At 51.7% G+C, this 20,378-nt stretch carries 15 protein-coding genes; 7 read left to right on the top strand and 8 right to left on the bottom strand.

Annotated elements, in window-relative coordinates:
* Position 1: 1 nt before the first annotated feature.
* Complete coding sequence (locus tag IE055_RS02270) at positions 2–472, bottom strand: Dps family protein (protein ID WP_189398379.1); 471 nt, start codon at positions 470–472, stop codon at positions 2–4.
* Positions 473–617: 145 nt separating this feature from the next.
* The gene (rlmD, locus tag IE055_RS02265) at positions 618–1,973 is read right to left on the bottom strand and encodes a 23S rRNA (uracil(1939)-C(5))-methyltransferase RlmD (RefSeq protein WP_189398378.1); all 1,356 of its coding nucleotides are present in this window, start codon (positions 1,971–1,973) and stop codon (positions 618–620) included.
* A 311-nt stretch (positions 1,974–2,284) separates the two neighbouring features.
* Here rlmD and IE055_RS02260 point away from each other — a divergent pair, with 311 nt between their 5' ends.
* Positions 2,285–2,677: an MAPEG family protein gene (locus tag IE055_RS02260; RefSeq protein ID WP_189398377.1), complete on the top strand. Its 393-nt coding sequence runs from the start codon at positions 2,285–2,287 to the stop codon at positions 2,675–2,677.
* Positions 2,678–2,703: 26 nt separating this feature from the next.
* Here the strand turns inward: IE055_RS02260 and IE055_RS02255 are convergent, their stop codons facing one another.
* The 4 genes from IE055_RS02255 to recJ all read right to left on the bottom strand — a co-directional run bounded on the left by IE055_RS02255 (position 2,704) and on the right by recJ (position 6,954).
* Positions 2,704–3,492 carry a 3'-5' exonuclease gene (locus IE055_RS02255; RefSeq protein WP_189398376.1) on the bottom strand — a complete coding sequence of 263 codons (789 nt, stop codon included), beginning with the start codon at positions 3,490–3,492 and terminating at the stop codon, positions 2,704–2,706.
* Between the two features lie 9 nt (positions 3,493–3,501).
* Positions 3,502–4,401, bottom strand: a complete 900-nt coding sequence (gene cysM, locus IE055_RS02250; protein WP_189398375.1) for a cysteine synthase CysM — start codon at positions 4,399–4,401, stop codon at positions 3,502–3,504.
* 27 nt (positions 4,402–4,428) lie between these two features.
* The gene (locus IE055_RS02245; RefSeq protein ID WP_189398374.1) at positions 4,429–5,136 is read right to left on the bottom strand and encodes a Bax inhibitor-1/YccA family protein; all 708 of its coding nucleotides are present in this window, start codon (positions 5,134–5,136) and stop codon (positions 4,429–4,431) included.
* 87 nt (positions 5,137–5,223) lie between these two features.
* Complete coding sequence (recJ, locus tag IE055_RS02240; RefSeq protein WP_229794080.1) at positions 5,224–6,954, bottom strand: single-stranded-DNA-specific exonuclease RecJ; 1,731 nt, start codon at positions 6,952–6,954, stop codon at positions 5,224–5,226.
* Between the two features lie 43 nt (positions 6,955–6,997).
* Here recJ and IE055_RS02235 point away from each other — a divergent pair, with 43 nt between their 5' ends.
* Entirely contained in the window at positions 6,998–7,432 is a 435-nt protein-coding gene (locus tag IE055_RS02235; RefSeq protein WP_189398373.1) for a hypothetical protein, read from the top strand.
* Positions 7,433–7,583: 151 nt separating this feature from the next.
* Positions 7,584–12,116 (top strand): ATP-binding protein, encoded by a 4,533-nt coding sequence (locus tag IE055_RS02230; protein ID WP_373299166.1) that lies wholly within the window; start codon positions 7,584–7,586, stop codon positions 12,114–12,116.
* 75 nt (positions 12,117–12,191) lie between these two features.
* Here the strand turns inward: IE055_RS02230 and IE055_RS02225 are convergent, their stop codons facing one another.
* The gene (locus IE055_RS02225) at positions 12,192–12,917 is read right to left on the bottom strand and encodes a DNA-3-methyladenine glycosylase I (RefSeq protein WP_189398371.1); all 726 of its coding nucleotides are present in this window, start codon (positions 12,915–12,917) and stop codon (positions 12,192–12,194) included.
* Between the two features lie 72 nt (positions 12,918–12,989).
* Here IE055_RS02225 and IE055_RS02220 point away from each other — a divergent pair, with 72 nt between their 5' ends.
* Genes IE055_RS02220 through IE055_RS02210 form a run of 3 tightly spaced genes read left to right on the top strand, consistent with a single transcriptional unit; the run spans position 12,990 to position 16,769 of the window.
* Entirely contained in the window at positions 12,990–14,918 is a 1,929-nt protein-coding gene (locus IE055_RS02220; protein WP_189398370.1) for an ATP-binding cassette domain-containing protein, read from the top strand.
* Positions 14,915–15,937, top strand: coding sequence for a 2-dehydropantoate 2-reductase (locus IE055_RS02215; protein ID WP_189398369.1), 1,023 nt, complete (start codon positions 14,915–14,917; stop codon positions 15,935–15,937). The genes IE055_RS02220 and IE055_RS02215 overlap by 4 nt, the downstream gene beginning before the upstream one ends.
* Positions 15,918–16,769 carry a Rossmann-like and DUF2520 domain-containing protein gene (locus IE055_RS02210; RefSeq protein WP_189398368.1) on the top strand — a complete coding sequence of 284 codons (852 nt, stop codon included), beginning with the start codon at positions 15,918–15,920 and terminating at the stop codon, positions 16,767–16,769. The genes IE055_RS02215 and IE055_RS02210 overlap by 20 nt, the downstream gene beginning before the upstream one ends.
* Positions 16,770–16,843: 74 nt before the next feature.
* Here the strand turns inward: IE055_RS02210 and IE055_RS02205 are convergent, their stop codons facing one another.
* Complete coding sequence (locus IE055_RS02205; protein WP_189398367.1) at positions 16,844–18,370, bottom strand: fumarate hydratase; 1,527 nt, start codon at positions 18,368–18,370, stop codon at positions 16,844–16,846.
* Between the two features lie 264 nt (positions 18,371–18,634).
* On the opposite strand from IE055_RS02205, the gene IE055_RS02200 reads away from it, so the two are divergent.
* Positions 18,635–20,362: a proline--tRNA ligase gene (locus IE055_RS02200; RefSeq protein ID WP_189398366.1), complete on the top strand. Its 1,728-nt coding sequence runs from the start codon at positions 18,635–18,637 to the stop codon at positions 20,360–20,362.
* The last annotated feature ends 16 nt before the right edge of the window (positions 20,363–20,378 follow it).

Genomic DNA, 20,378 nt, shown 5'->3' with positions numbered 1-20,378 from the left:
CTTAAGGGTTCAACGCACGCAACATCCACGCTGTTTTTTCGTGAATGCGCATTCGGTCTGAAATCAACGCGGCAGACGATTCGTCATCAGCCTCTTGGGCAACGGTTAACGCTGCTCGGCAAGTTTTTACCACCTGCTCATGCCCTGCTGTCAAGATAGCCACCATGTCGTCGGCAGATGGAACACCGTCGACTTCTTTAATCGAACTCAACTGCGCAAACGCTTTGTACGTGCCTGGCGCTGCAATGTCCAGACTACGAATTCGCTCAGCGATATCATCTACCGCCACAGCCAACTCAGTGTAGTGCTCTTCAAACATCAAATGCAGTTGATGGAACATCGGCCCAGTGACATTCCAATGAAAGTTATGGGTCTGCAAGTACAGGGTATATGAATCCGCCAGTAGCTTCTTGAGATGTTGTGCGACGGCTTCGCGATCAGCTTGGTTAATTCCAATATCAATATCACTCATGGTAATCCTCATCGTGTTGGGTAAAGTAGGAATAATTCGTTACTTGAATAGAGTACAAGGGCTCTCGATTAATGTGAAATCAATAATACCGAAGCTTATGATCTATTTTACAAAACGAAAGCGAGCCAACAATCTATTAGATAAATCAATCTTTTTCGAATACCGCGATCGACTCAACGTGCGCAGTGTGCGGGAACATATCTATCACGCCAGCATGCGTCATGCGATACCCATGCTCATTTACCAACACACCAGCATCGCGTGCAAGTGTGGCTGGGCCGCACGACACATACACTATTTTACTCGGATTGAATTGGGGGATACGCTTAACCATCTCTGCCGCGCCAGAGCGCGGTGGGTCCAGCAACACTTTATCAAAAGACTGTTCCAGCCAGCCGCCATGCGACTCACTCGTCATGTCTTCTTTAAACAAGTCGCCGAAATGGAATTCAAGGTTGTTCAGCTTATTGAGCGCTTTGTTATGGTCAGCCCGATCGACCAACGCACGATCACCCTCGACGCCAACCACGTGGGCTGCACAGCGAGCAAGCGGCAAGGTAAAATTACCTACCCCGCAAAACAAATCCAGCACGCGGTCGGTTTCTTGTAAGTCAAGTAACTCGATTGCCGTAGCCACTAAGCGATCGTTTATGCCGCCATTCACTTGAATGAAGTCTGTTGGCAGAAACTCAACCGTGATATCAAACGCATCAAACCGGTAATAAAGTGGCTCTGGACTCGGCGGATACAACGGGTGTACGCTTTTGAGGTTGCCCGGCTGTAAAAATAGCTGGATTTCGTGCTGCTTGGCAAATGCTGTCAGCAGATCTAGATCTTGTTGAAGCAACGTCTCCAGATGGCGCAAAATCATGACCGTGGCATTATCCGCAACCGAAATTTCCACCTGCGGTAGCTTGTCATTGCACGAGATTTTCCCCAGCGTGTCGCGTAACGCCGGAATTAAATTCGACACTTGCGGATACAACACCTCGCAGCGCTCGGTAGGTTGAATATAACTTGAATTTCGTTCCCGAAAACCGACAATCATCCCGCCCTTCTTGGGCACAAATTTAGCACCCAGACGGGCACGACGGCGATATCCCCATTGTGGACCGACCATTGGTGCCAACAGTGTTTCAGGTTGAACGTCGCCGATTTTTTTGAAGTTTTCCAGCAAGGCTTGCTGTTTGTAGTGGATCTGTTTCTCAGGCTCTAGATGTTGTAGCACACACCCACCACACTGACCAAAAACCGCACACTTTGGCTCAATTCGATGTGGCGACGCCTCTAATACCTCGATGGTGGTCCCGAATAAATAGCTTTTACGGTTCATCACCGGCACATACTTAACACGCTCTCCCGGCAACGCGAAGTCAACAAACACCACCTTACCGTCTTCACCACGACCAACACCACGGCCGTCATGTGCCAGCGAATCAATCTGAATTTCGCGCGGCGTTAAATCCAGTTGCTTACGGGCACGTCTGCGTCTTCTTGCCATACTCTGATCTCTATTTGGAGCAATTAAGTTGATTAGGACTCCATATCAGAGTCGGTTGCGACGGATAAACCGCCTCCGCCTGAAACCAAAGTGGCCTGTCGGCAGCAAAAGTGGCGTGATTTAACCAGTTAAGCGCGCCACTGACAACTAAGTCGGGTAGAAAAATCCGCTCGACCTCGCGTACCGATTACTAATGGTGTGGTTTCGACTACGTCTACGAAGCGATTGACGATCAAAACGACAACTGTACAAAACCAATTACCGCAGGCTATGCTAAGTGGCTTTGGACTACCCATTACAGGAGAGATGACATGACGCTTCACTACGTCGCACTGGTATCGGTGCTCATTCTGGCACAATACATTTACTTTATTGCGCTCGCCGGTCAGGCACGCGGCAAAGAAGGCGTTAAAGCACCCGCCATGACCGGCGGTGTCCGCTTCGAACGCGCTTTGCGTGTGCAGTTAAATACCTTGGAGCAAATGGTATTAGCCCTACCTGCGCTGTGGCTGTGCGCCACGTTTTTTCGCCCCGATGTCGCAGCCGGGCTCGGTGTGGTTTATTTAATCGGACGGTTTCTGTATGCCCGCGGCTACCTGTCAGATGAGCCATCGCGGCGCGGTCCCGGCATGTTAATTACCGGTCTGGCCAGCGTGGTAATGCTGTTGCTAACAGTATTTGGCGTTATTCGAGACTTGCTGTAAGTTTCGGTAAATAAGTTTCTCGGTACCTACGACGCTCTACCCTGACCCCACGCGTCCAGAAATGCGATCAAGTGCGGCTCTGACTCTGCCAGCGCCGTACGCACCACCGCTTGTTCCGCGGCTAGGCCTGTAGCGTCTAGCTGACCGCGCATAAATTGCCATTGCAGATACACTAGATAGGTATTTAAGGCGTCGGTTTCACAGTAGTCTCGAATCGCTTTGATTTCGCCAGCCTTATACTGCTCCCAGACGTGCGCGCCGCTCATGCCCATCTTGCCGGGTAAGCCAAGTAACACGGCAATTTCATCCAGCGGCGCAAATGCACGATTATTGTAACCGGCCATCACATCCATCAAATCAGTATGACGCAAGTGAAACCGGCCAATGTAATTGTTCCAGCGGAAATTCGAATCGTCTTCCCCCAACTCCCAGTATCGTGCAGCCTGAATTCCGTTGATCAAGGCTCGGTAGTGCAGTACGGGCAAATCAAAACCAGACCCGTTCCAGGTCACCAAAGTTGGCGTGTGCTTATCGATGCCGGCAAAAAAATTCTCTACAATCTCCGCTTCCGTACTTTGCTCATTTCCGAGCGTCCATACCGAAAATTGATCTTTGTGGCTGTTCCGATACACCGCCGAGATGGCCACCACCTTCTGTAAATGTGTGGCAATAAAGTCCGACCCCGTTTTCTCTCGTCGCTTAGCAAACATAGCCTCAGCCACGTCCGCATCGGAGAGCTCATCGGACAAGCCCAATAGCCGTCGCCCTCCAGCTACATCGGGAATGGTCTCTATATCAAATGCCAATACGTTCATAACGGTTAATTAATACACACCAGTCGACAAGTAGCGGTCACCACGGTCACACACAATCGTGACAATCACTGCCGTGTTGCCCAGCGCTTCTTGCTCAGCGGCGACTTTCAGGGCAATCGCCATGGCGCCGCCGGACGATACGCCAGCAAATATCCCTTCCTTTTTGGCCATCTCGCGCATGGTGTTCTCTGCCACTGACTGTGCGACATCCAAGGTGCGGTCAACGCGACTCGGTTCAAATATTTTTGGTAAGTACGCGGCCGGCCAGCGCCGGATTCCAGGTATCTGCGAGTGACCATCGGGTTGCACACCAACGATTTCGACCTCACAAGATTGCTCCTTTAAATACCTGGAGACGCCCATAATGGTTCCCGTGGTACCCATTGAACTGATAAAGTGCGTGACTTCGCCATCGGTGTCGCGCCAGATTTCCGGGCCAGTCGACTCGTAGTGCGCCATCCAATTATCGGGGTTCGCAAACTGATCCAGCACCTTGCCCTTACCCTCTGCCTGCATTTCCAACGCCAGATCGCGCGCCAGCTCCATACCGCCGGCCGCCTGTGACACAGAAATGATCTCGGCACCGAAAGCACGCATCGAAGCTCGCCGTTCTTCGCTCATATTGTCCGGCATGATTAAGGTCATCTTGTACCCTTTCATGGCCGCAGCCATCGCCAGCGCAATGCCGGTGTTACCACTGGTTGCTTCTATTAAAGTATCACCAGGCTTAATGTCACCGCGAGCTTCCGCTTTGGCGATCATATTGAGCGCCGGGCGATCCTTTACCGAACCGGCCGGGTTATTCCCTTCCAATTTCGCGAACAGGTGGGCATGCTGACCTTGCCACAACCGCTGAATTTTGACCAGCGGCGTGTTGCCGACAAAGTCTTGAAGGGTGTTTATTTTCACGACTGCTCCGTCAAAATCGGCTTATGCCTAATCATCACCCAGTGACATCAACAATTGAATCACATACCAAAGCATCAATGCGATGCTGGCAAATAGCGCCAAGGAGGCGGCGACATGTTGATCTTCACGATACGTGTGTAACACGTTAGACGTGGTATACAACACTGAGCCACCAGCGAAGGCAATCATAATTCCAGAGAACACGGTGCCGAGCGTGAAACCAAACGCGATTGAGGCCGCAATCACGCCCAGGGCGACAAAACCGCCAATCGACAAGATCGGGCCTAGAAACGAAAAATCCTTGCGCGTCGTGAAGACGATAAAGGTTAATGCCGTCACTAACGCGCCTGTAATTACCGCGGCATTTTGAATCACGCCCGGCGCATATAATTGCGCGATCGCGATCAGAGGCAGAAAGATGATGGCTTCGGCGACCACATACAAGCCTAGGCCTGCGTACTGCAGCTCACGTGATGCGCCGCTGTGCGCCCAACGGTTTGCAACAAAACTCACGGCCATAAATGCAGCCAGTACAAGCAGCCAACTCCAACGACTGACTGCCAGCAATTGCATGGCTTTCTCACCCCAGCCAAGTGACAGAAAAAACGACACCAACATAGCGAAGGCGGCCAATGAGCCAGCCACATGCACGTAGGTGCGTTTGATAAATGCAGCCCGCGCCTCTCCGGGCAGTTCACTCACGACCGCGTCAGATGCAACATTCATGTAACTCATAAAATTTCTCCTAAAAAATAATCGTTGTGTATGGGGCTTGCCACCAAAAAAGCAATCATAGCATGCAGTGTTTTTATCATGGCGGCGTTAGCAAAGATGAATATGTTTCACCATTAACTGTAGCGTTCTACGATCGCGAAACTCATTCACATCCAACTGAAAGGCCGCGTAAATGGTGCCAGTGGGCAACTCAGCATGGGTGTCCAGATAACCGAAACAAATGGCGTCCAACGGCTGTTCTCCAACGCTTGGACGCAATACGAGTTTGGCATGCGACTCGCCAACAATGCGCGCATCCAGAACTTCAAACTCACCTTCAAATAAGGGTTCTGGAAATCCCTGCCCCCAAGGCGTCATGGTACGCAGCTGCTCTGCAATTTCCTCACTGAACTCGACCGCATCGAGCGCACCGTCGGTCCAGATGATTTGACGCCAATCGTGACCCTGTGTCAATTCAGTTGCGACCGTGCTCAAGGCCTTGGTAAACGCTGAGAGGTTGGCATCGGTTACGGATAATCCAGCGGCCATAGCGTGTCCGCCAAACTTGGTGATCAGGCCTGGATGGAGTGCGTCGACGCGAGCCAATAAGTCTCGAATATGAATTCCATCAACACTGCGTGCCGAGCCTTTCCATTCACCTTCATTGTCGCCCGGCGCTAACGCAACCACCGGTCGGTGAACGCGCTCTTTAATCCTCGATGCAACCAGACCAACGACCCCTTGATGCCAAGTCGGGTCAGATAAAGTCAGTATCGCCGGCAGGTCACCGTCGTCGTCAATTTGTATTTGCTCGACAATGGCAAGCGCGTCTTGTTGCATACTTCGCTCAACATCACGACGCTGCTGGTTTAACTCGTCGAGTTGTAAGGCCATCGCCATTGCGGCATCGACATCGTCTGTGAGTAAGCACTCGATGCCGAGCGACATATCATCCAATCGCCCTGCTGCGTTCAGACGCGGCCCGACGGCAAACCCGAGATCACTCGAAGACAATCGGGCCGCATTCCGCTTTCCGACTGTCAGCAAGGCCTGAATGCCCGGGCAGGCAGCCCCCTGACGAATCCGTTGCATGCCCTGCTGAACCAAGATTCGATTATTCGCATCCAACGGAACCACATCCGCAACAGTACCTAAGGCCACCAGATCAAGAAAATGCGACATATTGGGTTCTGCGATGCCCTGTTGTTCAAACCACCGCTGCTGACGCAACTCTGCGCGGACAGCCAACATGACGTAGAAAATCACACCAACGCCAGCAAGATTTTTACTGGCAAAGCGATCGCCGGGCAGATTCGGGTTGACGATCACATCCGCGGTCGGAATCTCCTCGCCGGGCAAATGGTGATCTGTGACCAATACCGACATACCGAGCGCTTGCGCGGCATGCACACCACCAACGCTGCTGATGCCATTATCAACAGTAACCAGAATATCCGGCTGACGCATGGCAGCTACGCCGACAATTTCTGGCGACAAGCCGTAACCGAATTCAAACCGATTGGGCACCAAGTAGCTCACTGAAGACAAACCGAAAGCGTTTAAACACCGAACAGCCAGCGCACAACTTGTGGCGCCATCCGCGTCGAAATCGCCAACAATCACGATATTGGCACCGGCCATTACGGCGTCAGCTAACAGCGTACCGGCTGCCTCAATATTGGTTAATGAATGCGGTGGCAATAAACGCTTGAGACTATACTCAAGTTCATGCGGGGCGCTAATACCGCGGTTGTGCAACACGCGCTGGACAGACGGTGACAGGCCAGGCAACGGTCGAGACGATTGGCTGGCGCGCGATTTAATGAGTAATTCAGTCACAATACTTGAGGGAGTTTGCCTTAGCAGGCGAGAATTATGAACTATGCTCAGATTAGAAGCAAAATGGTTTTACCGCATGCTGCTGCTCACAGTGCTGAGTATCGGTAGTTATGTCGTCTTGCAGCCACAGTACAATTTTTCGCATTGGATGCCTCACCGAGCACTGCGCTCCGTCGGCGTGCCTTACGACGCAATCCTGTGGTTCGAGCAAAACGCTGACATTGCTTTACACCTGCTTGGCGGACTCTTCATCACCGCGTTATTATATGCATCCAACCTGCCACTATTAAAACAGTCCGCTGCAAAGGTGTTGGCCTGTACGGTTGGCCTGTGTTTACTTGCTGAAATCCTACAACTTGGTGTCGGCCGCAATGTCGAACTGAAAGATTTACTACTCGGAATCTCAGGTAGTTTCATGGCATACTTAACCATTAAGCAAAAGAAAAAGATAAATCGTCATCACACTCGTACATACTGATCATTTTGACCAGCAATCAACGGTGAGCGCAGGATATCGCCGGATTGAAGGTGGATGACGAACCTGACTCAAACCACAACATACAGTAATCAACTCTAAAGGGTAAGTTACGTTGAATACGAACGATCAATCCAAAGTGAAATCTGACCAGATGATGAGTCTGTTCAAAGATATCGAACGACGCGCAAACAACCTGTCCCTGAATGGCACCAAACACCCATTCAAATGGCATCAAAATATCAGCGGCTTACTCAGCCCCAAAGACGTTGAAGCAACGCGCCAAAGCCTCAAAAAGCTCTCTGTCGATGACTATGTGGCCAAAGTTCTTGACCCCGCTGAGTCGGCCAATCGGCCGAGCGCGAAAACCATCATCAGCCAGTTACGCGGCAAGATCCATCAAGAATTCGAGCTTGGCCCGTTATATGCAATCGAGCTTTCACTGGAATACAACGGTGATACGCGCCGCATCGCCATGATTGCACAAAACCGCAGTGTGGCAAACGGCGTCTGGAGTCCTGAGCATCACCTAGAGGCATGTCGCCTAGTCGACGGCTACGCGCGTCGAGCCATTCCGATCGTGACCTTTATGGACACACCCGGCGCTGATGCTGGGACGGATGCCAACGCATCTAACCAGGCACACTCAATTTCACGTTTGATTGCGGTGATGGCCGCCGCCAAGGTGCCATCTATAGGCGTGATTTATGGTTTAGGTTACTCTGGCGGTGCAATTCCACTGGCGACTACCAATCTGCTGCTCGCCGTTCGCTGCGCTGCATTCAACACGATTCAACCGAAGGGGTTGGCCAACATTGCCCGTCAATACAACTTGTCTTGGCAGGAAAGCGCACGCTATGTCGGAGTATCGCCCTCGGAACTGTACCGCAGCGGCGCCATCGATGGCGTTATTGACTGGGACCCAAGTGACAACAACGACGATACGTCCAATCTGGTCGCTGCGATTTTCACAGGCGTTAAGGAAATCGAAGCAGACGCCAAGCGTGAAGTATTGGAAAACCCCATTGTTGGCACCGATTACCTAGACAATGTGCGGACTGAAAAGTTGCACCGTGACAGTTTCGCTGAGTTACAAAAAGCAGCGCAATTTGAACTGTATGGCGAACTCACGGAGTATCCTAGTGTGTACTCACACGCCATGATGTATCTGCGTTCTTTGTCACTGCGCTGCCGAATCCATTCTGCGACCATCGAGACTTACGGCCGATTAGCAGACAAAGAAATACCCAAGGGCGACCTCAAGGACCGCCTGCGCCAAATGCGCGAGAAAGCGTTTGAACAGTGGCTATCGGACCCGGAAAAGCTGGTTTATAACGATGAACTTGCGAAAGCTTGGGCCCACCTAAAAAGCAAGCGTGACGAGCTGAATACCGACCGCAACAAGATTACTGCGCTGATTCTCGGCGACCCGCAAAGCAATTACCGCAGCGCCCAGAAGAATTACTGCTTCGTACTGTGCTTGTATTTGTACAATCGCTGGAAATCGGACGCCGCGTTTAATTTCGTAGAAATGAACAATCGCCTCAGCGAATTGAGCAACGAAAGCGACGACTATCTGTCCAAACCAGAAGCCGAACTGACACTGTTGGACACACTCAACGAGCCAACCATTCGCGATATCCTGCACACACAGTTCCGCGACATTCTGATCTTTGACGCGCTGTACAACAATATCGTCGATAATTTTGGCGAAATCGCTGAGGAGTCGAAAGCCTTCGAGTCCTTATCCGAAAAAACGTTGCGCAAAATTCTAGATTCCTCGCTAGAGGAAGTGGCCAGTAACGTGACCGGCTCAATGGCCGATGGCGTCGTCGACAGCGATATCAAGTCCGAGTTTGCTAAATGGCTCGGCCATTTCGTCAAGTACGATCAACGTGGCGAATTTCTGTCGGCGGTCGAGGAATGGAAGCGTGTAAACTTCCCGCGCATGTCAGACTCACTGCTGGTGCTGATCACCTATTTCTTTGAAACCCTGGTGCCGCGCTTTATCGAGGCACAGATGAGTGGCAAAAGCTACAACGGCCAGATCAACCCGTGGCGCATTGGTAAACGCAAAGACTTCTGGAATCAGCTGAATATCGCGTATCAAGATTTGCTAATCCAACGTGTTCTGACATCGTATAAAAAGCAAAAGGCCACCACCGTTGATGCGTTCAAACAACGTTTCTTTATCGACTTTGAAGAAACTAACGCCAATAAAATGACCGCCAACCCGGTCTCGTTTCCGGGCTTTCGTCAATCTATCGAGAAGGCTTTGAACAATAACGTCACACCATGCGGTGTGATCACCGGGATCGGCAAGTTCAAGTTAGACGACGACGGCAACACTCGCGAAGTCGGTGCATTGATCTCTAACGTGGCGTTTCAGGCTGGCGCCTTTGATATGGCCGGCGCCGAAAAGTTGTGTTCGCTGTTGCTCGACTGTGCTGAGCGCGGACTGCCCGTCGTGTGTTTTGTGTCATCCGGCGGCATGCAAACAAAAGAAGGACCAAGCTCCTTGTTCTCGATGGCGATTGTGAATGACCGCATCACCAATTTCATTGCCGATACTGGCTTGCCCGTCATGGTGTTCGGCTTCGGCGACTGCACCGGTGGTTCCCAAGCGAGTTTTGTCACTCACCCATTGGTGCACACCTACTACCTTAGTGGCACCGACATGCCATTTGCTGGCCGAGTTGTCGTCCCTTCTTTCCTACCGTCGATGGCGACCACATCAAACTACCTAGCCAGCAAGCCTGGTGCAATGCAGGGGCTTGTGAAACACCCGTTTGCCGACGGGTTGGATGAAAAATTACGTGAAGTTGACCCCACTATTGAGTTACCCACTGAGACCATTAATGAGGTGGTCAATCAGGTCATATCTGGCGCTGCCAGCATGCGTCGACGTGAGCCAGAGGTCAAAATCCATCGCGCTATTGACCAGATGGGTAAGATCGAGAAAGTCCTGATTCACGCACGAGGCTGTACCGCGGTCAAGCTGATCCGCGTGGCACAAGCCCAGGGCTATCAGGTGCTGCTCGTACAATCCGATCCAGACATGGATTCGGCTGCGTGCGACATGTTGACTGACCGTGACGAAGTCGTTTGTCTTGGCGGCCAAACACCCGGAGAGAGCTACCTAAATGGTTTGTCGGTGGTTACCATTGCCCGTGCGCGCGATGCGGACTCATTGCACCCAGGCATCGGTTTCTTATCGGAAAATGCGGGCTTTGCGCGCTTGTGTCGAGCCAATGGGCTGAACTTTATCGGACCCAAAGCCAGCAGCATGGACACCATGGGCAACAAGTCGAATGCAATCAGCACGGCGATGGCCAACAACGTACCCGTGGTCCCTGGTTCGCACGGTATTTTGACCAGTGCTGAAGCGACGGCCAAAGTAGCAGAAGATATTGGCTACCCCGTCCTGCTCAAGGCGGTTCACGGCGGTGGTGGTAAAGGCATTAAGGTTGTACGCAGTGCCGCAGACATCAAAAACGCATTCAATAACGTCTACAGTGAAGCACGCAGCGCGTTTGGCAATGGCGACTTGTATTTAGAGAAGTTCGTCGAGTCGATGCGTCATATCGAAGTGCAAATCCTGCGTGACGCGCATGGGTGTACGCAGGTACTCGGCCTGCGTGACTGCACGGTCCAGCGTAACAACCAGAAAGTATTGGAAGAGTCCGGCTCAACCATGTTACCGAAGGATCTGGAGCAGAAAGCCTATGAGTGCGCGGCCAATCTAGCGGATGCCGTAGATTATTTTGGCGCTGGTACGGTCGAGTTCATTTACGACCTGAAGGCCAACACCATTTATTTTATGGAAATGAACACCCGTCTTCAGGTTGAGCACCCAGTCACCGAGTGGACATCGGGTGTGCCGATCGTAGCCAAACAATTTGAAATTGCCGAAGGCGCTTCAATCAAAAATTTAAAGATTGGCAACAAAGGTTTCTCAATTGAGGCACGTATCACCGCCGAAAAAGCGCGTTTGGATTCCGATGGCGTGATCGACTTTCTGCCAACACCAGGCCTAGTCACCGAGTGTAAGTTCCCATCCGGCGATCATATCGAAGTCATCGCATCAGTCTCCGAAGGCAAGACCATTTCGCCATTTTATGACAGCATGATTGCTCAGCTTGTGGTACACGGAAAAAACCGCAAAGATGCCATCAAGAAGCTGATTGAAGCACTGGAGCAAACGGTCATCAAAGGCGTGTGCACCAACATTTCACTTTTAAAGCGCATCCTCAAGGATCCCACTTTTGTTAAAGGCGATTATGATACCGGTTATCTACCAGCCTTCCTTGATACGCTGGATAAAAAGCAAATCGTGCAAGAAATGGCCTACACCGGTGTCGATAAGGCCGACAGTGATGTCAGCAGTCTGAAGATCGCTGGCACCGATGAAATCAAGGTGATTTCGCCAATGACGGGTATTTATTACTCAACACCAACACCAAGTGAACCCGAGTTCGTTGAGGTCGGAGACAAGGTCAACTTGAGCCAGACTTTATGTCAGGTCGAGGCGATGAAGCTGTTTACGCATATCTCATTGTCGAGCGTACCAGGCTCAGGCGAAATCTTCACTGCCGACAAAAGCTACGAGGTGGTGCGAGTGAATCAGGCCAATGGGGCACAAGTGAATGCCGGTGACCTGTTATTTGTTGTCAAACCAACCAAGTAACAACGCAGTTCACAAAGTACTCAATCAGGGCGTTGACCAATCGGTTAGCGCCCTTTTTTGATGCCGCACGGCCCCTTAAGTCAGTGTCTGCGAACCTTGATAGCCGGTCAATACATCCACCGGCACATTATCGCCCACCGAATAGCTCAAGACCTTGCTGATATGGGTATAGGGCAAACCCGACTCCTTTTGCCAGTTGTTAAACGCGGTCTGAACTGATTTCAAGTCACGCTGGCTAGTTACTGGGTTGTTCACCTCGACCCCGTTGGCGATCAACGCGGTAACCACATCATCACTCAGTACAAACCCGTCCTTGCCACTGAATCGAATAAACCACTGCGCTGTTTTGCCGCCAAGGCGCGCACCATGCTTGTGTAAATAGCGCATCAAACCAACTTGGTCGTCGATCGGCCAATCGGCAAAAAAAGCCGCAAAACTCCCGTGTTCGGCCGCGATATCCTCAAACATCAACGCATTTTCATACACGGTTTGAATTTTCTGCCAATTTCGGATGATACGGGTATCTTCCAGATACGCCTCCCACTCTTCTGGCGACTTGGTCAGTAAATGACCTAAATCGAAACCGTGAAATGCTTTTTCGAATCCGTCCCACTTAGATGAAATCACTCGCCAATGAAACCCAGCATTAAACACACACCTGGTTAACTGGGCTAAATAACGATCATCGCTCACCTGTCGAAGGTAGTCAGGCGACCGTACCGGTACCAACAGTTTACGCAATTCCTGTTCGCCACCTTTACGCTTGACCGCAGCCTCATAAATAATTGAAAATTTTTGCATAGGCCTATTAATAGTCATTCATGCCATTAAAACAAGGTTTGTATCAATCTCAGTTACCGCTACACTAGCGACATGATTCAGTTTGAAAATTTATCCATTCGCCGTGGCGAAAGTCTGTTATTTGACAATATGAGTTGTCAAATTCACCCCGGGCAAAAAGTGGGCTTAACGGGCGCGAACGGGTGCGGAAAGTCCAGCCTATTTGCGGTATTACGCAACGAGCTTGTAATCGACAAAGGCGATGTAAAAATCCCACGTGACTGGGTCATGGCCCACGTCGCACAAGAAGCACCCGCCAATGAACGACCTGCCATCGAGCACGTTCTTGATGGCGATCAGGAATGGCGCGAACTGGACGCGAAGGTCCAAGACCCGGATCATCCGCGGTTCCTAAATTTTCAGGCTCGTTACGAAGAAATAGACGGGTATTCGGCGCGCGCGCGCGCGGCTCAACTCTTAGACGGTTTGGGCTTTAAACCCGAAGACATCGACAAACCTGCCAAAACCTTTTCGGGTGGCTGGCGAGTACGGCTTAATGTTGCCAAAGCACTCATGTGTCGATCCGATCTATTGCTGCTTGATGAGCCAACCAACCACCTCGACTTAGACGCCGTACTGTGGCTGGAGCGGTGGTTAAAACAGTACCGTGGCACCCTGATTTTGATTGCGCACGATCGCGATTTTCTGGATGAGCTCACCACCCATACCTTGCATATAGAAAACCAGAGAGCCAGTTTGTTCAAAGGTAATTACTCTGCTTTTGAACGGATTCGAACCGAGCAACTAGCGAACCAGCAATCTCAGTATGAAAAGCAACAGCGCGAAGTTCTGCACATGCAAGACTTTGTGCGTCGTTTCCGCGCCAAAGCTAGTAAAGCCACACAAGCTCAAAGCCGGCTTAAGGCGCTGGAAAAAATGCAACAGATTGCGCCTGCGCACGTGGACTCACCATTCGGGTTTAGCATCCCTGATCCAGAAAAAAATCCCAGCCCGTTATTAAGCTTACATAAAGCCTCGGTAGGCTATGCGGATACACCCATCGTCAATGGCATTGAATTTGCCATGGCGCCTGGCGACCGCGTCGGCTTAATTGGACCGAACGGCGCGGGCAAGTCCACACTGATTAAACTACTGGCCGGCGAACTCAAGTTATTAAGTGGCAACTATCACGCGTCCAAAGAAATCAATATTGGCTATTTCGCACAACATCAAATTGAACAGTTGCAAATGGCGCATTCGCCGATGGAGCACCTCGCCCTACTCGACAAAGAATGCAACAATGGTCAAGCGACCGACAATCAGCTACGGCGCTATCTGGGCAGCTTCGGGTTTACCGGCAGTAAAGCCACAAGCAAGGTCGCGCCTTTTTCCGGCGGTGAAAAATCACGCCTCGCACTGGCGTTGATATGTTACCAGCGACCAAATCTTCTGTTGTTGGATGAACCCACCAACCATCTAGACCTCGAAATGCGACAAGCTCTGGCAGTGGCACTGCAGGATTTCAGTGGTGCAGTGGTTCTGGTGTCGCATGACCGCCATTTATTGAAAGTAAACTCGGACAAACTGATTCTGGTTGCTAATGGTCGCGCTACCGAGTTCCAAGGCAGTGTCGATGATTACCCCAAATGGTTGGCTGAACACAATCGTGGCGACCGAGGACAGTCCGCGCAAGGCGATGAGAAGCCTCGACCTACGAACACGGCAGCAGCGAAGAAAGAACAAAAGCGCCTGGACGCCGAGCGCCGTAAAGAACTGCAACCGTTGAGCAATAAGATCAAACGCGCCGAGCGCGTGATCGAAAAACTGACTGAACAGAAAGAAGCAATCGAAGCGCAACTCGCTGATACCGAACTCTATAACGACGACAACAAAGACAAACTCAAAGCGCTGTTAACCGACCAAGCCTACGTACAAAAAGAGTTAGACCAAGCCGAAACCGACTGGATGACATTCAGCGAAAAGCACGAACTGCTTTCTTTACAATTGCGAGAGAGCGCATGACACAGCTGGTTTTTGGAGCAGGCCTAGTTGGCGGTTACCTTGCTGGTGCTCTGAGCGCGCAAGGCTTGACCACCCATTTGGTCGCACGCCCCAATATCCAGGCCAAGCTCGAAGCGGGACTCACCTTGACTGATTTAGATACCCACCGGATCGAGTCTATCCCGCTGCGCTTTCACACCGCAGAACACAGCGACGCGGTTTCCGTACTCTGGTTGACTGTGAAATGCACAGCAGTGGCCGCCAGTCTCGTCGACCTGCAAACGCTGATCGAACCCAATACAGTGGTGATTTGCTGTCAAAATGGATTCGGCAGCGATCAAATTATTCGAGATGCGTTTCCGAACAACACCGTGCTCAATGCCGTGGTCGGATTTAATGTGGCCGAACAGGCGGCCGGACACTTGCACCGCTCCACCGACGGTAAGCTGGTAGTGGAATGGCACCCTAAAGTCGCGCGCCTGATACAACAGTTGAACTGCGACCTGTTGCCAGCGACCTGCAGCCGCCAATTCCTGGCTGATCAGTGGGCTAAATTACAGTTGAACTTAGCCAATCCAGTGAATGCACTGGCGGATATTCCCGTCAAAGCCATGACCGAGGATCGCGGCTATCGGCAAATCATCGCAGACCTGATGCAAGAACTACTGGCAGTCACCAAGGCGCTGCAACTGGAGCTACCCAAAATCACCGCCGCACCGCCCTCCTTAATTCCTCATTTGATGCGCTTACCCAATTTCATCTTCACGCGTATCGCGCAGAAAATGCTGGCCATTGACCCCACAGCACGCACATCAATGTGGTGGGATGTCTCGCAAGGCAAACAGACTGAGATCGAATTTTTAAATGGCGCGGTCGTTCGTGAAGGGAAAGCGCTCGGTATTGATTGCCCGATGAATGCGGCCATTGTAAGACTGATTCGCCAAGTTGAGGCGGGCCAGCAGACCATTGGCCTAAGCGCTGCGGAATTGCAAACGGCGTTAAGCCGATCAGTCTCAAAAAATGACTCGCGGAGTAACTAACCCGAGCGTAAGCATCATCGGTGCGGGCAAGGTTGGTCGCAGCCTGCATCAGCTGATGCACCTGATCGGAATGGACGCGAGCTTGACGGGCCGCGACCCGAGCGCGCAAAGTAACGCAATGCGGACTGCCGATGTTGTACTCCTTACGGTGCCTGACGGCAAAATCCAGCCACTGGCCGAGGCGCTGGCAAGCGAGTGTCAAGGCGATACCGTCGTGGCGCACTGCTCGGGTGCACTATCAAGCCATTGCCTCACGGCGATACAGCAAGCTGGCGGGCGCACTGCATCAATTCATCCACTCAACACCTTCCCCAGCGTGGATGCCGCTCTAGCCCGATTCAATAGTTTGACACACCAAAGCCATGCGTTCGTAGAGGGCGACCCTGTTGCTGTCGACCTGCTCACCGTACTGTTCAGTCGACTCGGGTTTGAGGTCAGCCACTTGAATGCCGAGTCGAAGGTGTTGTATCACGCGGCCTGTGTATTTGCCTGCAACTATCTCACGGTCTTACTGGATGTCAGCGTGGAGATGGCCGAACAAGCGGGACTCTCTGGTGACACGTTCCTAACCGCAATCAAGCCGCTCGTGACCGCCACCCTGGAGAATCTGCACCAGTTTGGCACGGTGGCGGGGTTAAGCGGACCAATCGCGCGTGGCGATGCCACCACGGTCGGTGCGCATCTGGACGCCCTGCCCGACGTCGACCAACGCTTGCTTTACCAGGCACTCGGCCAACGTGCTGTATCGATGGCCGAGCAGCGCGGTGAACTATCCGAAGCCAGCTTGAAAGAGTTAAAAACCTTGCTGACCGAAGGCAAATCAAGACCGTAGTACCGAATCCTGAACGACCTCACCATGAGGCCGTCAGGTATTTTCCTATGCTGAAGCTTCCTTCGTCTCAGCGCCTAGGCAACTTCAACCTTTATACGGTCTGAAATAATACTCTTCCATTTGGCCGGGCCAGTGGTATGTACCGCTTCGCCGCGCGTATCAACTGCCACTGTCACGGGCATGTCCTTGACCGTAAACTCATGAATGGCCTCCATGCCCAGTTCTGGAAACGCGATTACTTTGGCGTCCGTAATCGCTTTAGATACCAGATACGCTGCGCCACCGACTGCCATTAGGTACACGGATTGGTGCTTGGCGATGGAGTCAACCGTTGCTGGGCCACGCTCTGCCTTTCCAACCATACCGATCAAGCCTGTCTGTTCAAGCATCATATCGGTAAATTTGTCCATGCGCGTTGCTGTGGTTGGACCGGCTGGACCGACTGCTTCATCACGTACTGCGTCAACCGGGCCAACGTAGTAAATAAAGCGATTGGTAAAATCGACGCCGTCTGGCAGACCTTCACCACTGTCCAGCAGCGACTGAATGCGTTTATGCGCTGCGTCTCGGCCGGTTAGAAGCTTGCCAGACAAGAGCAGTGTTTCCCCCGGTTGCCATTCCAGCATATCGGCTTTTGTAACGGTATCCAGGTTGACATGACGGGCGCTTGGCCCCGCATCCCATGTAATGCTCGGCCAGTCGCTTAGATCTGGCGGGGTTTGTAAAGACGGACCGCTGCCGTCCAGTACAAAGTGCGCGTGGCGTGTGGCCGCACAGTTTGGAATCATAGTCACCGGCTTTGACGCAGCATGAGTCGGGTAGTCCTTAATTTTTACGTCCAGCACAGTGGTCAAACCACCCAGGCCTTGCGCACCAATACCCAACTGATTGGCTTTCTCGAATATCTCGATGCGCAGTTCTTCCAATCGTGATTGTGGTCCACGGGCGATCAGTTCATGAATATCAATTGGCTCCATAAGGACTTCTTTCGCCAATACCGCAGACTTCTCGGCAGTGCCACCGACACCAATACCCAGCATGCCTGGTGGACACCACCCTGCACCCATAGTCGGCAACGTTTTGAGCACCCAATCCACTAGGTCGTCACTCGGGTTCAACATCACCATCTTCGATTTATTTTCAGAACCACCACCTTTGGCAGCGACATCAATCTCGACTTTGTCGCCTTCAACCACTTCGTAGTGAATAACCGCCGGCGTGTTGTCGCCGGTGTTCTTACGTGCACCTAAAGGATCAGCCAGGATTGACGCACGCAAGACGTTGTCTGGATGCTGATACGCTTGTCGTACCCCTTCATTGATCATATCGGTCACGGACAGCTCAGCATCCCAGCTAACGTCCATCCCAATCTTCGCAAAGACGGTCACAATACCCGTATCCTGACAAATCGGACGTCGGCCTTCAGCGCACATCTTGGAGTTAATTAGAATCTGCGCGATGGCGTCTTTCGCGGCCTGCGACTCTTCCTTCAAATACGCATCGTGCATCGCGTCAATAAAATCCTTGGGATGATAGTAGGAGATAAACTGCAGCGCATCGGCCACACTGGCGATCAAATCTTCTTGTTTTATAGTAGTCATAGTACTTTTAGCGTAGTGAAATTGACGACTGAAGGACTCTAGCCTCAGACGCCCTGTAGTTTAGCAAACCTCGCCAAGATTAGGCATCACTAGCGCGACTGTGCAGTATTTATGCCTATCCATCAAAAAGGCTGCGCAGCGCATTAAATATCAGGTCGAAACGCCTGATTTTTATCACCATTTAAATTAAAATCAACGGTTCCCTGTGATGTATCCTCTGTGATCCGCACCGACTTATTTTTTCCAAATACGCTTTTAGACGACATGCGAACCAGCAATTTTTTACTTTCCACCTTAAAAGAAACCCCGGCCGACGCCGAGGTCATCAGCCATCAACTCATGTTGCGTGCGGGCATGATCCGTAAAGTGGCGGCCGGAATCTACAATTGGTTGCCCGTTGGATTGCGTGTTTTACGTAAAGTTGAAAACATTGTGCGGGAAGAAATGGACCGTGCTGGGGCGCAGGAAGTATTAATGCCCACGGTTCAACCGGCCGAATTATGGCAAGAGAGCGGTCGCTGGGAGCAATATGGTGGTGAATTGCTGCGCATGCAGGATCGACACAATCGTGACTTTTGCCTAGGCCCAACACACGAAGAAGTGATTACGTCTCTGATCAGCAATGAGATCCGCAGCTACAAGCAATTGCCTGCGAATTTTTATCAGATTCAAACCAAATTCCGAGATGAACGTCGACCACGCTTCGGCGTCATGCGCGCGCGTGAGTTCATCATGAAAGACGCGTATTCATTTCATCTGGATTCCGACAGCCTAGGACAAACATACGACTTAATGTTTGACACTTACAGTCGAATTTTCACACGATTGGGATTGCATTTTCGCGCCGTCGAAGCCGACACCGGCAGCATTGGAGGCAACGCATCGCACGAATTTCACGTGCTAGCAGACTCCGGTGAAGACGCCATCGCTGTGTGTGACAAATATGAATATGCGGCGAACGTCGAGCTGGCGGAAGCGTTGGCAGTCGGCGGGCCGCGACCAGAAGCGGCGCACGCGCTGACCAAGGTTGACACGCCAGATCAAACGACCATCGATCAGGTCTCACGCTTTCTTGATATAAACGCATCCAATACCGTCAAAACACTACTGGTCCAAGGCGCAGAAGGTGGGCTCGTCGCATTGGTACTACGTGGAGATCACGAGTTAAACGAAATTAAAGCGCAGAAGCATCCGCTGGTCGCCGACCCTCTGGTCTGGGCTACGGATGATGAAATCAAACAAACCATTGGCTGTGCGCCTGGCTCGATCGGCGTGGTCGAGCTCGCCGTCCCCGTGGTGGCGGACCGCTCCGCAGCCAACCTCGCGGATTTTGTCTGCGGTGCAAACCAAGATGGTGTTCACTTTACGGGCGTCAATTGGGGTCGCGACTGTGCTGAACCAGAGGTTTTCGATTTACGCTCTGTCGTGGCCGGCGATCAGTGTGCACGAGCTGATCACAATAACGAAGAAGATCAATTGTCCATCACGCGCGGCATTGAAGTCGGCCATATTTTTCAACTTGGCACCAAGTACAGTGAAGCGATGAACGCGACCTGCCTCGACAATAACGGCAAAGCGGTGGTAATGCCCATGGGTTGTTACGGCATCGGCGTCTCTCGCATCGTCGCATCGGCGATCGAACAAAACCATGATGCACGCGGCATACTTTGGCCTGATAGTATGGCCCCATTCCAACTGGTCATCACGCCAATCGGGTATCACAAGTCCGACGCTGTCAAAACCACCTGCGATGAACTGTATAGCACCATGCAACAACATGGCATGGAAGTGTTATTAGACGACCGCAATGAACGGCCCGGCATTATGTTCGCTGATGCGGATTTGATCGGGGTTCCGCATCGCGTGGTCGTTGGTGACAAAAGTTTGGCAAACGGCACTATCGAATATAAAAACCGACGTAAAGACACCGCAGAAGACGTGCCACAAAATGGCATCGTTGAGTTTTTGCTGGATCGTATGCTAAAAGACTAGGCTTAATTGGTAGGGG

This window comes from Arenicella chitinivorans, assembly GCF_014651515.1.
GTDB classification, from domain to species: domain Bacteria; phylum Pseudomonadota; class Gammaproteobacteria; order Arenicellales; family Arenicellaceae; genus Arenicella; species Arenicella chitinivorans.
This window is presented reverse-complemented; position numbering and strand designations above follow the sequence as displayed.

Excerpts from the sequence above, each read along its gene's own strand:
- IE055_RS02270 (WP_189398379.1), bottom strand. The coding sequence starts at position 472 with ATGAGTGATATTGATATTGGAATTAACCAAGCTGATCGCGAAGCCGTC.
- rlmD (WP_189398378.1), bottom strand. The coding sequence starts at position 1,973 with ATGGCAAGAAGACGCAGACGTGCCCGTAAGCAACTGGATTTAACGCCG.
- IE055_RS02200 (WP_189398366.1), top strand. The coding sequence starts at position 18,635 with ATGCGAACCAGCAATTTTTTACTTTCCACCTTAAAAGAAACCCCGGCC.
- IE055_RS02235 (WP_189398373.1), top strand. The coding sequence starts at position 6,998 with ATGCTCAGATTAGAAGCAAAATGGTTTTACCGCATGCTGCTGCTCACA.
- IE055_RS02245 (WP_189398374.1), bottom strand. The coding sequence starts at position 5,136 with ATGAGTTACATGAATGTTGCATCTGACGCGGTCGTGAGTGAACTGCCC.
- IE055_RS02220 (WP_189398370.1), top strand. The coding sequence starts at position 12,990 with ATGATTCAGTTTGAAAATTTATCCATTCGCCGTGGCGAAAGTCTGTTA.
- IE055_RS02205 (WP_189398367.1), bottom strand. The coding sequence starts at position 18,370 with ATGACTACTATAAAACAAGAAGATTTGATCGCCAGTGTGGCCGATGCG.
- IE055_RS02225 (WP_189398371.1), bottom strand. The coding sequence starts at position 12,917 with ATGCAAAAATTTTCAATTATTTATGAGGCTGCGGTCAAGCGTAAAGGT.
- IE055_RS02230 (WP_373299166.1), top strand. The coding sequence starts at position 7,584 with ATGATGAGTCTGTTCAAAGATATCGAACGACGCGCAAACAACCTGTCC.
- IE055_RS02255 (WP_189398376.1), bottom strand. The coding sequence starts at position 3,492 with ATGAACGTATTGGCATTTGATATAGAGACCATTCCCGATGTAGCTGGA.
- IE055_RS02215 (WP_189398369.1), top strand. The coding sequence starts at position 14,915 with ATGACACAGCTGGTTTTTGGAGCAGGCCTAGTTGGCGGTTACCTTGCT.
- IE055_RS02260 (WP_189398377.1), top strand. The coding sequence starts at position 2,285 with ATGACGCTTCACTACGTCGCACTGGTATCGGTGCTCATTCTGGCACAA.
- IE055_RS02210 (WP_189398368.1), top strand. The coding sequence starts at position 15,918 with ATGACTCGCGGAGTAACTAACCCGAGCGTAAGCATCATCGGTGCGGGC.